Annotated in this window: 11 protein-coding genes; 4 read left to right on the top strand and 7 right to left on the bottom strand. The window is 64.0% G+C overall.

Annotated features, from left to right (window positions below; genetic code table 11):
* Positions 1 to 45: 45 nt before the first annotated feature.
* The 4 genes from ABD729_RS04570 to ABD729_RS04555 are packed head-to-tail and all read right to left on the bottom strand — an operon-like array spanning position 46 to position 4,100.
* Complete coding sequence (locus ABD729_RS04570) at positions 46 to 858, bottom strand: CpsD/CapB family tyrosine-protein kinase (protein ID WP_344708971.1); 813 nt, start codon at positions 856 to 858, stop codon at positions 46 to 48.
* Complete coding sequence (locus ABD729_RS04565; protein ID WP_344708970.1) at positions 851 to 2,272, bottom strand: GumC family protein; 1,422 nt, start codon at positions 2,270 to 2,272, stop codon at positions 851 to 853. The genes ABD729_RS04570 and ABD729_RS04565 overlap by 8 nt, the downstream gene beginning before the upstream one ends.
* Complete coding sequence (locus ABD729_RS04560) at positions 2,272 to 3,501, bottom strand: hypothetical protein (protein WP_344708969.1); 1,230 nt, start codon at positions 3,499 to 3,501, stop codon at positions 2,272 to 2,274. Before ABD729_RS04560 ends, ABD729_RS04565 begins: the two co-directional genes overlap by 1 nt.
* Positions 3,498 to 4,100, bottom strand: coding sequence for a polysaccharide biosynthesis/export family protein (locus ABD729_RS04555; RefSeq protein ID WP_344708968.1), 603 nt, complete (start codon positions 4,098 to 4,100; stop codon positions 3,498 to 3,500). Before ABD729_RS04555 ends, ABD729_RS04560 begins: the two co-directional genes overlap by 4 nt.
* 257 nt (positions 4,101 to 4,357) lie before the next feature.
* Between ABD729_RS04555 and ABD729_RS04550 the strand changes: the two genes are divergently transcribed.
* The 4 genes from ABD729_RS04550 to ABD729_RS04535 are packed head-to-tail and all read left to right on the top strand — an operon-like array spanning position 4,358 to position 9,003.
* Positions 4,358 to 5,620, top strand: coding sequence for a tetratricopeptide repeat protein (locus ABD729_RS04550; RefSeq protein WP_344708967.1), 1,263 nt, complete (start codon positions 4,358 to 4,360; stop codon positions 5,618 to 5,620).
* Entirely contained in the window at positions 5,617 to 7,119 is a 1,503-nt protein-coding gene (locus tag ABD729_RS04545; RefSeq protein WP_344708966.1) for an exopolysaccharide biosynthesis polyprenyl glycosylphosphotransferase, read from the top strand. Before ABD729_RS04550 ends, ABD729_RS04545 begins: the two co-directional genes overlap by 4 nt.
* Before the next feature lie 40 nt (positions 7,120 to 7,159).
* Positions 7,160 to 7,864, top strand: coding sequence for a WecB/TagA/CpsF family glycosyltransferase (locus tag ABD729_RS04540; protein WP_344708965.1), 705 nt, complete (start codon positions 7,160 to 7,162; stop codon positions 7,862 to 7,864).
* Positions 7,861 to 9,003, top strand: coding sequence for a cell wall hydrolase (locus ABD729_RS04535; RefSeq protein WP_344708964.1), 1,143 nt, complete (start codon positions 7,861 to 7,863; stop codon positions 9,001 to 9,003). The genes ABD729_RS04540 and ABD729_RS04535 overlap by 4 nt, the downstream gene beginning before the upstream one ends.
* A 243-nt stretch (positions 9,004 to 9,246) precedes the next feature.
* Here the strand turns inward: ABD729_RS04535 and ABD729_RS04530 are convergent, their stop codons facing one another.
* From ABD729_RS04530 to ABD729_RS04520, 3 genes are all read right to left on the bottom strand, one after another.
* Positions 9,247 to 9,909 (bottom strand): PEPxxWA-CTERM sorting domain-containing protein, encoded by a 663-nt coding sequence (locus ABD729_RS04530; RefSeq protein ID WP_344708963.1) that lies wholly within the window; start codon positions 9,907 to 9,909, stop codon positions 9,247 to 9,249.
* A 217-nt stretch (positions 9,910 to 10,126) separates the two neighbouring features.
* Positions 10,127 to 11,557, bottom strand: coding sequence for an oligosaccharide flippase family protein (locus ABD729_RS04525; protein WP_344708962.1), 1,431 nt, complete (start codon positions 11,555 to 11,557; stop codon positions 10,127 to 10,129).
* Positions 11,558 to 11,644: 87 nt separating this feature from the next.
* Positions 11,645 to 13,024 (bottom strand): O-antigen ligase family protein, encoded by a 1,380-nt coding sequence (locus tag ABD729_RS04520; protein ID WP_344708961.1) that lies wholly within the window; start codon positions 13,022 to 13,024, stop codon positions 11,645 to 11,647.
* Positions 13,025 to 13,508 lie beyond the last annotated feature (484 nt).

Raw genomic sequence — 13,508 nt, 5'->3', positions numbered from 1 at the left:
GCGGTTTGAAGAGCAGCGCTCCGAGAAGGGGCGCTGCCCTTTTTCTTACTTGCGGCGCTCTTCGCCGTAGCCGACCGCGTAATAGCTATCGACACCATAGCCGTCGCTGACGAGGCCACCCTTGAACTTGTTCAGGATGATCCCGGCAAGCTTCTGCCGGCCAAGCGTTTCGACCGAATCCTTGATTTCCTTTTCGGTCGTCAGACCCTCTTCGGACACCACCACATAGGCGTCGAGATAGGCCATGGTGGCGACCGCATCGTCATTGGCGAAGACCGGCGGCAGGTCGCAGATGAAGACATTGTCGGGATTGCTGCGGCGCATCGCCTGGAACATGCCGCGGGCCCGGGCAGAAGCGAGCAGTTCGGCCGAATGGACCATCCCGCCGCGGGTCGGGATGATGGTCAGCGCCTCGCCGTCGAGCAGGTAAGTCTCGAACCTTCCGCCATTCGCGAGATAGTCGTTGAGGCCATTGTCCGGGACGATCCCGAACTGGCTGCTGAGCGAACCGCGGCGCAGATCGAGGTCGACCGCGAAGGTGCGGATCTGCGGATCGCGGCTGAGGCTTGCGCTGATGTTGGCCGAGACGAAGGACTTGCCGACGTTGGGGGTGGCGGACACGACCCCGATCAGCCGCATGTTGCGGGCGCGCTTTAGCTCGAGCAGCCGTCCGCGCACGAGGTTGAAGCTGCGCGAGCGCGGATCGATGCTGTTGAAGCCGTAGATGCCGCCGGCAAGCGCCCGCTCGGGTGCCCAGCCCACGGGCTCGGGCGCGTCGAGCGCGTCGGCGACCGTCGCGTCCGGCAAGGGGTGGCGGTCGGCGGCATCGCCGGCCATCTGATTGAGACTGCTATGCAAGTCGTGGTCTCTTCCTGCGGAAAAGGGCGAAGCGCGCGGGCTTCCTGGATTTCTTGTCGACGAGCAGCGGCACCACGCCCAGGACCGGGAGGCCGAGGCCTTCGATCTGCGAGGGGCTGCGGAGCGGGCGGCGGAGGAATTCGACCGCAAAGGCGAGGAGCAGGCCAAGCACCAGGCCGACGCCCGCACCGGCACCGATCAGCAGCGGCCGGTTGGGCGAATGCGGGGTATCGGGAAGGTTGGGCGGCTCGACCAGGCTGAGGCGCTCGGCCCGCTGCTCATTGGCGAGGCGGGCGCTGTTCTGGGCGCTTAGCAGGTCGTCGGCGACCTTCTGATAGCGGCCACGCAATGCCTGCGCCTGGTTTTCGAGCTGCATCGCCTGTTCCATGATCGCCGGCGCCCGTGCGGACCCCGCCAGCGCCGCCTGGGTCCGGGCCATGGCCGCCGAACGCGCCGCCTGGAGCGAGGCGATGGCTTGGCTATTGGCCTGGACCTGTCCCCGCAGCAGCGCCGTGTCGTCTTGTGGGGGGTTGGCGCGAACCATCTGCTGCACGGCCCTCAGCCGCTCACGCGCGGTAAGGACATCGGGATGATTGTCGTTGTACAGCGCCTCGGCCGCGGCCACCGCCGCTTCTGCCGCCGCGATCTGAGGATCCTTCTTCGACGCGCGGCTGATCTGGACCAGAAGGTCCCGGTTCTGACTTTCGAGGCTGGCGATCTGGCTCGAATAACTGCCAAGGTCGAGCACTGGTGCGGCGGTATTCGCCAGGGTCGAACCGTTGCGGGCCTTGAGCGCAGTCAGCTGGCCTTCGAGGGAAGATACCTGGGCGCGCAGGGTATTGGCCTGGTCCTCCAGAAAACGAACGCTGAGGCGAGCCTGTTCAGCGACATCCTCATTGTCCTGCGAAAGGAAGTCGTTGACGTAGCTCTGCAGCACTTCCTGGGCGAGGGAAGGATCGGAATAATCGAAGCTCATGTCGATGGCGATCGTCGCACCGGTCCCCTGCCCACTGCCGATGTCGTTCGACTGGGCCCCCACCGTCGTCGCCTTGCGCATCTTCTCGACGATCGTCGACAGCGGCTCGCTCTGGCGTTCGTCGGCGTAGAGATTGTTTTGTTCGATCAGGCGAATGAGGTCGCCGCGGCTTAACACGCGCTCGCGGATGCGACCGATACGCTGTTCGATATCGCCGGGGTTCGGCGCCTGCACCACGCTAGTCGGCAGATCCTGGGACTGGACCAGCAGGCTGGCGGTCGACCGGTAAAGCGTCGGCAACGAGAAAGCTGCGATCGCTGCGATCGCGGTTACCGCGACAAAGGGAGCGACAATCCAGTAGCGGCGCTGCCACATGATCGTCGGCAAGTGGTTGAAGAACCACCCGATACCGCCCTGCCCGGTTTCAAACTCGTCCATCAGCGCACGCTTCCAAATCGATTACGGATGAACAGCGAGCCGCCAACATCTGTCTTGGGATCGTTGCCCGCGATGCTCAGCTTGCGAACGGACGCACTGACGCCCGCCGACAGCCGATCGGTTATGCTGCGATCGTACGAGCCCGACGCGCTGTAAAAGGACTGCTTGGTCGTGAAAAGCCTGCTCGCAGCGTCCGTGGTAACATAGGCGAACGAGGCCTGAACCTGATCCTTCGCGCCCAACCGACGAGAATAATCCAGGCTTGCGCTGGTCGAGGTCGGGGCAACTCCGAACGCAACGCCTTGCGCCCGCCGTGCCGCTCTCAGGCAGAAGCGTTCAAACTCAAGGGTACGACACAATGACGCATCGAGAGCAAGGTCCGTGCCCGACGTCTTTCCGCCCAAATTGCCGAAGTCCTGCTCGGTCCGCGTAAGACCGGCGGCCGCCGTCAGGCTGAGCAATTCTGCGAGTTGGGCGCTGACCGTGAGCTGGGCCCCGTAACTGGTGATGCCTCGCCCGAGTGAGTAGTCGGTTCGGGTCCCGATCAAGCGTCCGCCCAGCGAGAGGCGTTCGCTCAGCTGGCGCTGATAGCCAAGCGCTCCGTCATATTGCGTCGAATCGAGCAGCGCCTGGTTATTTCCCCCGTAGAAAACATGCTGCGCACCGACGCTGGCGACGAGCGTATCCACTGGAGAAAGTCTGAATTCACCGCCGCCGGATCCGGACACGCGGTACTGTCGCTGCGAAAGGGCCACCAAATCTGGGCTGACAAGCACGACGACGCTGGGAGGTATGACCGGGTCGGTGCCGTCGGTCGGATTGGGATCGGTGGGCGCCACGAAGAAGCGTGACGACAGCTGGGCGCCGAAGTCGCCGCTGAAGCTCAATCCCCCGTACAATCGCGTCGTCTCGCTGACGCGCGTGGTATTGAAAGCATTCAGCGAGAACAGCTGCCGATTGCTCAAGCGCCGGAAATAATAGCTGTTTTCGACATAAGCCGAGAGGCTGGTATTGCTCCGCTCTCCCCCCCACGAATGGTAGCCGTTGGCGGACACGCGGCCATAGGCGCTCGACCGGCCGACCAGCGACAGGTCCGGATTGGTCGAATAGCCGAGCGCGCCCGACACATCGAGGTAGGTCCGGTTCTGCGCCGCGGCGGGTGCAGCGGAGAGCAGCGCGGCGAGGCTTCCGCCCGCCAGCGCTTGCAGGAGAGTGCGACCGGTCATCACGGGATCACCAAGGTATCGCCGCTCTGAATCTGCGGTATGTCAGCGGTGCTCAAGCGTCCTCCATTCCCTTTCAGGGCGTCCACTACTCGCACACGGATGGTCAACAGATTGTCACCAGACTTGCGAATGATGCGCGCATTGCCGAGATCGGCGAATTCCGACGCGCCGCCGGCGATGCTGAGGGCCTCAAGCGCGTTGACGTAGCGGCCCGGGGTAAAAGTGCCCGGCGCGCGGACCTTGCCGATCACCGAGAACTGGAAGCCGCTCGGGCTTTTCACCGAGACGGTGACCTGCGGAACCTGACCGCGATATTGCGGCTGAAGCCCGGCGGTGATGATCCGTTCCAGCTCCGCCGGAAGCTTGCCCGCAGCGACGACCTGCCCGACCAGCGGGAAGGCGAAGGTGCCGTCCGGAAGCACGCGAACGCTGCGCTGGAGCCGTTCGTCGCCCCATACCAGCACGTCGATCTCGTCGCCGGGATTGATCCGATAGGCGACCCCGGCCGGGGCTTGCTGGCTTGCCTGCTGTGCCTGTGCCTGTCCTGTGCCGCCTGCGACGACGGCGAACAGAAGGGCAAGGATGATGTTGAAGCGCGCCATGTTACTCCTGCGTGATTCGGGATATCTGGGGCTGGTATAGGTGTTCCTACCTGAACCTTCTGGTCAGAAAACGTTCTTAGGTCTAGTCGAACCCCTTTATGAAGAACAAGAACAGGTTGAGCGGGGTTCTGCTCCCAACCATCTTTCTCGCCGCACTCGTATGCGGTTGCAGCGATCGCCAATCCAAGGCGCAATCCGCCTATGACGACTACCAGGCCGCTCTTGTAAGCGGCGATTTGGGCGCTGCCCGGGCGGCCTTGGGCAAGCTCGTCTCAGCCGACGATTCCAACCCCGATTACTGGATCGAGCTGGGCAAGCTGTCGATGCAGCTGGCCGATTATGGGACAGCTTATGACGCGTATCAGCGCGCTCATGAGCTCGATCGCGGCAATGCCGACGTGCTGGCGGTGATGACTCAGCTCGCGCTACGCTCGGGCAATCTCGAGATTGCGGACGACAATGCCAAGCAGCTCGAGCTCCTCGCCCCGAATAATCCGGCCGTTTCGCTGACCAAGGGCTATATCGCGCTTCGCCGGGGCAATTACGAAGAAGCCAATCGGCAGGTGGCGGCGTTCGCGACCGTCGCGCCCTACGATTCGTCCGGCAAGGTGCTTCAGGCGCGCATCCTGATGTCCCAGAACCAGCCCAAGGCCGCGGTCGACCTGCTGGAAGGCCAGGTCAAGCAACAGCCGTCCGACGCGACCAGCCTCAAGGCCTTGTCGGGCATCTACGAGCTGCTCGATCGCTGGGGCGATTCCGCGCGTACCTTGCAGGCTTATCTGACGTGGCGGCCCGAGGACCAGCAGGCCCGGGTTAACCTGGTCGAGGCGGCGCTTCGTTCGGGCCAGGTGGATGCGGCGGCGGCTGTTACCCTGAAGGCGGTCCAGAAGGATGACGTCGACCAGGTGCTGGCGCCGTGGATTTCCTTCGGCAAGCAGGAGATCGTGGCCGACCGCCTGTTCGAATATGCCAGGGGCGCGGACTATGGCCGGCGGATCGCCATCGCGCGCTTCCTCGCCACCACCGCGCAGCCCGAGCGTGTCATCGCCCTGACCGAAGGCGCGGCGGCGACCCCGGTCCGCCCCGACAATGTCATTCCCAACGCCCTCTATGGCGAGGCGATCGCCCGCAGCGGGCGGACGGCAGAGGGCATGGACCGGCTGAACCGCGTGATCGAGGTGGATGGCGCCAACCGCGAGGCCTTGCGGGCCCGGGCCCTCCTACGCAGCGCGGCCGGTCTTCATCAAAAAGCAATCGAAGATGCGCAGAAGATGGTGACGCTCGATCCGGACTCGGCGAACGCGCGATTGTTGCTCGCGCGCATCTATGACGCCGGTGGTGATGCGGACGGTGCGCGGCGCACCTTGTGGGACGCATTCCATGATATCGGTGAGGACCAGGTCATTTACGATGCGCTAAAGGCAGTTGTGGCACGGACCGAAGGTGCAGACGGCGTCGGCCGACTCTCCAAGGAGTATTACGACAAGCGTCTACAGCAGCTGGCTCGGAGTTTTTCGTGATCGTTCCCTCGAACGAGGATCTCATTCTGGAGGAAAGCGTCGCCGAGACGCTGGCGGTGGAACCCCGCCGGCCGGCGCTTGCCGCCGCGAACGGAACGCGATTCACTTCCAACATCGTCGGCCCTTTGCTGTTCCTGCGTGACATGCTGAGCTTCCTGCTGGCGTTCCCGATCGCGCTGTTCGCCTACGAAGGGCTGTTCGGACAGATGCTGGTGCCATCGGTCCACTTCTTCGCGGCAACCGCGATGGTGGGGACGTTCATCCTGCTGCGCGTTTCCAAGGACAGCTATCTCCAGAACCTGTTCACGATGAACGAGCGCGGCGACAGCGCCATCTTCGACGCGCTGCTGAGCGGCCTGGTCGCCACCGCCCTCGTCTTCCTCAGCGGCATGGTCGAGAATTTCTCGCGCGGGGTGAGCGTCCTCTACGTCGCCGCCACGGTCATGCTGCTGTCCTTTTCCCGCTGGCCGTTCAACAGCCTGCTTGAACGGATGGCCCAGCGCGGGGTGATCGGACAGCGTATCGCCTTCTACGGTGCCGATCCCGGCTCGATCGAAGCAATTCGCAAGGTGCTGGCGGCGAGCGATCTCAGCCACCTGCACTTCGTCGGGGTGGCCGACGACCGGCCCAAGCTGCCCGACGTGCCCGAGCTTCCGTTCATCGGTGGCAGCGACGAGCTTGCGACCATGGCCCGCGCCGGCAAGGTCGACCAGGTCCTGATCAGCGTCCGCAACCTGCCGTCGGCAAGGCTGCACGAGATCATGGAGCGGCTGAATTCGGTCTGCGTCGATATCTCGCTGATCCCCGATCAGGCAATCGACCTTGCACCCGATTACCGGGTCCGGCTGATCGGCACGCTGCCGGTGCTGACCGTATGGCAGCGCCCGTGGCGCGACGTCAGCGGCCTGTTGAAGCGCACCGAGGACATCATTCTTGCAGTCCTGGCGCTGATCGTGGTGTCGCCGATCATGCTGGTGACGGCGCTGCTGATCCGCCTGACCAGCGCCGGGCCGGTGCTCTTCGTGCAGCCGCGGGTCGGCTTCAACAACGAGGTGATCCACGTCCTCAAGTTCCGCTCGATGTATTCGAGCCAGACCGACCTGGTCGGCCTGCAGACCACCACCAAGGCGGATCCGCGCATCACGCCGGTAGGCAAGGTCCTTCGCCGCCTCAGCATCGATGAACTACCGCAGCTGCTCAACGTGCTGAAGGGCGACATGTCGATGGTCGGCCCGCGGCCCCATGCCACCCACATGCGGGTCGGGGACCTGTTCTACCAAGAAGCGGTCAAGGGCTATGCCGGGCGCCACCGGGTCAAGCCGGGCATCACCGGCCTTGCGCAGGTTCGCGGCCTGCGCGGCGAGATCCGCACCCTCGAACGGGCCAAGCGCCGGGTCGAACTCGACCAGCAATACATCAACCAATGGTCGGTCTGGCTCGATCTGTGGATCCTGCTGCTGACCGTGCGTGCCGTGTTCCTCGACGCCGATGCCTATTGAGCGCGTTCCTTTTGTCGGGGTGACCTTCGATCGGTTGACGATGGAAGAGGTGCTTGCGCGCCTGTCCGCGGTCACCGACGCAAGTCCCTACGGCTATGTCGTGACGCCCAACGTCGATCACGTCGTCCGCCTCGACGATCCGCAAGAGCGGGCCGAACTGCTCCCCCTCTACGAACAGGCCGACCTCAGCCTGTGCGACAGCCGGATCATCGCGCATCTCGGCCGACTGCGGGGCCTGTCGCTCCCGCTCGTCCCTGGCAGCGACCTTACGGCGCGGCTGTTCGCGGAGGTGATCCGGCCGGGCAACCGCATCGCCGTCGTCGGCGGCAGCCGCGCCATGGTCGCCGAACTGCAGCGGCGATATCCGGGCGTGAACCTCCTCCACTACGAAGCGCCGATGGGCCTCCGCCGCAACGAGGCCGCAAGGATCGAGGCCGCCCGCTTCGTCGCCGAGGCCAAGCCGCGCTTCACCTTCATCGCCGTGGGATCGCCGCAGCAGGAATTGATCGCGGACGCCGTGCGCGCTTTTCCGGGAGCGACCGGCATGGCCTTCTGCATCGGTGCCTCGCTCGACTTCATCACCGGCCATGAACGGCGCGCGCCCAAGGTGCTGCAGCGGCTGAGCCTCGAGTGGGTGCACCGGCTGGCGTCCGATCCCAAGCGGCTGTGGCGGCGCTACCTCGTCGAGGGACCGCGCATCTTCGTCATGGCCGCCCGCCCCCACCAGGGCATCGCCAAGCCTTGATCGAGACCATCACCCCGACCGGCGCCCGGCACTTGAGCCTGCCGGCAACGCCTGTCCGTCGTACCGCAGCGGGCCGCCGGGCGCGCCTGGTCGCGCTGCTCGGCATCGTACTGCTGATCGTCGCCGCGGCCTTTGCGGGCTACAGGATCTACCGGCAGCAACAGGCCGCGCCGGCGGCCACGGCGGGCAAGGCCCCGGGCGCGGCCACGGCCGGCGTGGTCCCGATCCCCGACCTGCCGCCGCCCGACCTGCTGCGGCCACTGACGCCCGAAGAGGCGCTCAAGGCCAATGCCGAACGGCCGGTCGAGGCCCAGCCGGCCACCCCGGCCCAGCCTTTCAAGCTGCGCGCGGACGAGATCAGCCGGCTGCGGGCAATCGATTGCCTGACCCAGGCCATCTACTACGAGGCGGCTTCGGAAGGCGTCGATGGCGGCCGCGCGGTGGCGCAGGTGGTGCTGAACCGCGTTCGTCACCCGGGCTATCCGAATACGGTTTGCGGTGTCGTCTACCAGGGCAGCGACCGCACGACCGGGTGCCAGTTCACCTTTACCTGTGACGGCTCGCTGGCGCGGACCCCGGTCGCCTATCTGTGGAACCGGTCGCGGCTGATCGCAGGCGAGGCGCTGGCCGGGCGGATCTTCGCCCCGGTCGGCTATGCCACTCACTACCATGCCGATTATGTCGTGCCCTACTGGGCCGCGTCGCTGGCCAAGGTGGCGGTGATCGGGCGCCACATTTTCTACACCTTCCGCGGCAGCGGCGGTTCGCGCGCGGCGTTCCGGCAGGGTTATGCGGGCGTTGAGCCTGCCGTGCTGCTGCCGACCCCTGAAGTCATTACCGACAGCCTCGACACGCTGGACAATGCCACCGCCCCCACCGATCTGCCGCCGCCGATCAAGGTGGAGGAGGACCGCGTCGAGGCGCTTGCCCCGTCACCCGTGATCAAGCCGGTGGCCGACACCAGCAAGCTCGAGGCCGACCTCACCCGCGGCCAGCTGATCCTGGGCGAACCCGCGCCGCCGAGCGGGACCCGCAAGAAGGCCGTGGCGGAGAGCGACTGCCCCGCCAGCTCGACGCAGGGCATGCGCGCTGCGGAGAATGCGGCTACGCGGGTGGGCAAGGACAAGCCGGGCTGCTGAGGAAGCGGCGGTTGCCGGAAGGTGCTGGCGGTGGCGGTAGCGGTGGCGATGGCGATGGCGATGAAGCCAGCCGCGTTTCGGGTCAGATCGAGCGGTGTGAATTCCTCAGCGAGGGAGATCGCCGCTTCAGCTTAGAGCGAGGGTCTAAATCCTTCGTGCCGCACCAGCGCCCACTACCGGCACAAAGAAAAAGGGACGCGGTTTCCCGCGCCCCTTTGTTCTCGCTAGGTATGTTGCTGTGGCTCAGGCCATCTGCGGCAGCGCAGTGGCGCGGCGGCGGCGGCGCATGGAATAACCCACCGCGCCGAAGCCGACGAGCATCAGCGCCCAGGTGCCCGGCTCCGGAACCGCGCTTCCGATACGCGTGGCATAGAGCTGCCCGTTCGAGGTGCCAGCAGTCGTCACGCGGCCCTGGCTATCCCGCAGGGTGATGCTGTTAATCGGCGTAGAACCGGCATCGAACAGCCAGAAAGCCGAGGCCTGGCTGTCGGCATCGACCGAACCGCCGCCGAAATGCAGACCAACCAGGGTCAGACCCTGCATCAGGGTGGTGCCAAAATTGATCTGCGAACCAGTTGGTCCCGTGAAGGTCGCCAACACCGTCGCATAATTGGCCGTGTACGGCGGTGCATAGGAAGACGTGCTGCCGGTCGGCGCAGGCGCGCCGTCTAGAAGGTCACGCAGAATGTTCTGAATCGCCGGGTCGGTGGTGCTTCCGGCTGAGCCTTGGAACAAGTTGCCGCCATAATATCCCTGGCAAGCAATGCCGCCCTGCACATACCCAACGGTGCAGGGGTCGGTTGCCGGGGTGGAAACAGGCTGGGCAGCAGATGCCGGCGCGGCGAACCCGACCGCAGCGACCAGCGCGCTCGTCGCCATCGCGACGTTCAAAAGCATCTTAGACATGAATCTTCCCCTGAGCGTAACCGGCAACCCGCCGGGCCATTCGATTTCCCAAGAACGACTCGCGTGTTAAACAATTTTTAAGATATTTACAATGTCCGTTATCCGGGCGGTCCTCACGACACTTGAAGTAAAAGTTAATACAAACAAGTGTGTTGGACCCGCCTGTCCCGTCGCGGGACTCAAATTTCGGGCGGTTTTGCTGGCTTTGAAAGCGCCGTCAGCGCGCGAGTCGATACGCTCGGGCGGCTTCCTGGAAGAGCGGGTGCTGGAGCCAAACGAGCAAAAATGCCCATGCTGCGACGCCGGCACCGATCGCCGCGGCGATCAGGCCGATGGGCGTTGCCGGGGAAAAGCCCGACCACAGCATCAGCAGCAGGGCCGGGCCGACGGCCACCAGGGTCACCAGCAGTCCTTCGCCATAGGCCCGCCGAAGCGCACCGCGCTCGCCGCCGACCAGCTCCCGCATCGGCTTGCGATAGAGGAGAAAGGCGAACAGCGCCTCGGCAACCTTGGCGGCGGCGGCGATCGTAAGGCTGACCATCGCCCCGGCCGCGAACGCCGCATAGCCGAAGATCGCGCGGAACGTCTCGATCCGCACCTGCTCGCGGGTGCGGTGGGAGAGGATGAAGATTTCGGCGGTCATGCCGATCGCCACCGAGATTGCCGACGCGATCATCAGCAGTGAAAGCGGCGTCGCCGCCGCCTGCCACTTCGCACCGTACAGGATCGCGATGATCGGCTGGGCAAGGACGGCAAGACCGATCATCATCGGCCACAGCAGGCCCAGCAACAGGCGCATGAAACGAAGGTAGGTCCGGTCGAAGGAACCAGTTTCCCGCAACTCGATCGACATGCGGCTGAAGAGGACGTTGCTGCCAGCGCCGAAGACATTGCTGTACAGTGTCGCCGGCAAGCTTGCTGCGCGCGAATAAAGGCCGAGCTGGCCCAGTCCGAGCAGCGACCCGAGGGTCATTTCACCAAGACGGGTGTTGATCTGCGCAATTCCGCTGATGCCGATCATCTGCGTTCCGAAGTGGACGATGGAACGGATCCCGGTGAACCGGAGCCTCCAGACATCGGGCCGCCACAGGGCGATATTGAAACAGATGGAGGTGACGACCCACGACAGGACCTGGGCCCAGGCAAAGCTCATATAAGCAAAGCCAAGCCACGCGAGGATGATCGTGACCAGCGCGATCATGGCGGAACGAACCACTGACATGATCGCAATGATCCCAAACCGCATTTCCCTGGCGCACAGGGCCGCGGGAATGAATTCCATCATCGCGAACAGAGGGAAAAGCGCGAAGACGAACAGGAAATTGCCGACTTCGCGCGACCCGAACAAATGCTGGGCAGCGACGGCGCCAATGAGGATCGAGACCACATAGACGAGGCTCATCAGCACGTTGACCGTGAACAGCGATCGCAATGTCTCGCGGGTGAGCTCGGCCTCCCGCATCAGATATTTGGCGAGCCCGAATTGCATGAGGACATTAATGACGGTGGTCACTGCGGCCGCCATCGCGAAGATTCCGAAATCCCTGGGGCTCACGATCCGGGCGACGACGATCGTCGACGAGAAAGTGAGAAGAAAGGACGTCGCTTGAGCCACGTAGGTCCAAGCCAGGGAAACACGAACCGACATAGGGCCTGACGATGGGAGCGATGAATGAGGCGCTGGTCTTAGAAGGAATGGCCGGGGCTGCAACCGGTAAGCATGGGCGCTGCAGCGTCAGGCCAAGCCAGGCTGACCGTGACCTTGAACCTGCCCTTGACCCTGAATGTCGGTCCGCCCCTGCTTCATCATTCGACGGCTACGCACTGCATTCTTCTGCTGCGCGAGAAAGCGGCTTCGCATCCCGACGATGATGCCCATTGATGCCGCCAGCAAATATTGCGACGGATTGACCACCAGCATCCACTCCACGAACGAATGGAGCGAGATGGCGATGAGCCCAACGCCGACACCGATCAGCACTTCAGCACCCGGCTGCTTCCGAAACCGGAAGGCCGTCGTCAGCGCGACGACGATGGAAGTCACCAGCAGAATCACGATCGTGATCAGACCGGGATATCCCGATTCCGCGCCGATCAGCAGATAGGCATTATGCACATTGGCCGCGCGGTTGCTGGCCGACCAGTTGACGCCAGCCCGATCCGCGAAGCCCTCCGTAATACTGATGAAGACATAGTGATTGGGGCCGATACCAAGCGGATAATCGCCGATGATCGCTTTCGCGGTCCGAACAAAGGCTTCGCGCTGGAGATCTTCGGACATGAAACTCGTGTTCTGCGCCTGAAAACGGCGCTCGAGCGCCGATTTCGCAAGAGGAAAGCTGGCGGCGAGAAGGATCATGCCGACCACGCCGACCGCGACCTTGCGACCGTTGCCGTTTACCGCGAGCGAAAGAACCAAGGTCAGAATTAGGCCGACCCCGGCGATACCGATCGTTGCCCGGGAAGCGGTCAGCGCGACAACGATGAGGCCGGCAATCACGCCGACCAGCGCCCGTCCTGAGCCGCGGCCGGCGAGGAAGGCAGCGAAGGCCGGCATCAGCGCCATGTGCGACACGAAGCCGAGTAAATTCTGGTGGCCAAGCGACCCACCGGTCTGCAGCGCACCATTGAGCCTGTCGAAAATAGCGTAGCCCGCCTGCACGGCAAGCCCCGCACAAAGTCCGGTAAGCAGCGCTCTTTCCCCGCGCTCCATTTCCGCCACTCGAGCCACGGCCAGGAACACCAGCACAACGCGAAGCAGCTGAACGACGTAAGAGATGGCATATTCTGGGAATCTGGCCTGCAGCACTGATATGCTCGCGGCGAAAAGATAAGCGAGCAAGGGACCGATCAGAACCAGCTTCGGCCAGCGTGTCCGCATTCCGAAAACTATTCCAAAGGCGACGGCGTCAAGCAGGCTGACCTGCCAACCCTTTACGTACCCCGACCAGATCGGCGTCGCGAAGGGCGCTACGTCAAGGTTCCAGGGACCGAGTACCCAGGGAAGGAAGGTGAGCATGCCCCATGCCCACGGCGCCTGCCGCGGGTTGCCTTTCAGCCAGACCGCAAGCAGCGGCGCGGCGAGAATAATCAGCGCAAAGGCAATCCACTTCATGCACGATGGCCTTCACCAGTGATGGCGGGCGACAGGATCAACTGCCCGAACACCCTACGAACAACTTCACGAAACCTGCGCTGGACGACATGATTTCGATCCAAGAAATTTCCTCCGACGGGAGACTATGATCACAGTCTAACGCACAGGGATTAGCGTCTCCTTTAGATGCATTCGGCGCCGCCGCACAGAAGCAAGTTGTGTTGCGGCTGTCCTTCCGGAAACAGACGCGAACAGGTCAAACAGCCAAGCCTTGGTCGCGTGCCGCAGCGATGGTAACCGAAGCATATGGCGATTGATCTACCGATGAACCGGCGTTCGGCCCTGGTCGGCCTCATCGGCGTTGCAGGTGCGGGCGGCGCGATCGGCTTGTCGCAAACGCAGCGGCGGGCCGAGGGTAGGCGGCAGACCGCACAGGCGGAGCCGATCAGGCTCGAGAACGGCGAGACCGATTTTCGCAAGGTTTCCCTGGCGCAAGTTCCCC

This window comes from Sphingomonas humi, from assembly GCF_039536725.1.
In the GTDB taxonomy this organism is placed as follows: Bacteria; Pseudomonadota; Alphaproteobacteria; order Sphingomonadales; family Sphingomonadaceae; genus Sphingomicrobium; species Sphingomicrobium humi.
This window is presented reverse-complemented; position numbering and strand designations above follow the sequence as displayed.

What these genes read in the sequence shown, in the direction of transcription:
- ABD729_RS04565 (WP_344708970.1), bottom strand. Translation starts at nt 2,272, where the DNA reads ATGGACGAGTTTGAAACCGGGCAGGGCGGTATCGGGTGGTTCTTCAAC.
- ABD729_RS04555 (WP_344708968.1), bottom strand. Translation starts at nt 4,100, where the DNA reads ATGGCGCGCTTCAACATCATCCTTGCCCTTCTGTTCGCCGTCGTCGCA.
- ABD729_RS04540 (WP_344708965.1), top strand. Translation starts at nt 7,160, where the DNA reads ATGGAAGAGGTGCTTGCGCGCCTGTCCGCGGTCACCGACGCAAGTCCC.
- ABD729_RS04530 (WP_344708963.1), bottom strand. Translation starts at nt 9,909, where the DNA reads ATGTCTAAGATGCTTTTGAACGTCGCGATGGCGACGAGCGCGCTGGTC.
- ABD729_RS04525 (WP_344708962.1), bottom strand. Translation starts at nt 11,557, where the DNA reads ATGTCGGTTCGTGTTTCCCTGGCTTGGACCTACGTGGCTCAAGCGACG.
- ABD729_RS04520 (WP_344708961.1), bottom strand. Translation starts at nt 13,024, where the DNA reads ATGAAGTGGATTGCCTTTGCGCTGATTATTCTCGCCGCGCCGCTGCTT.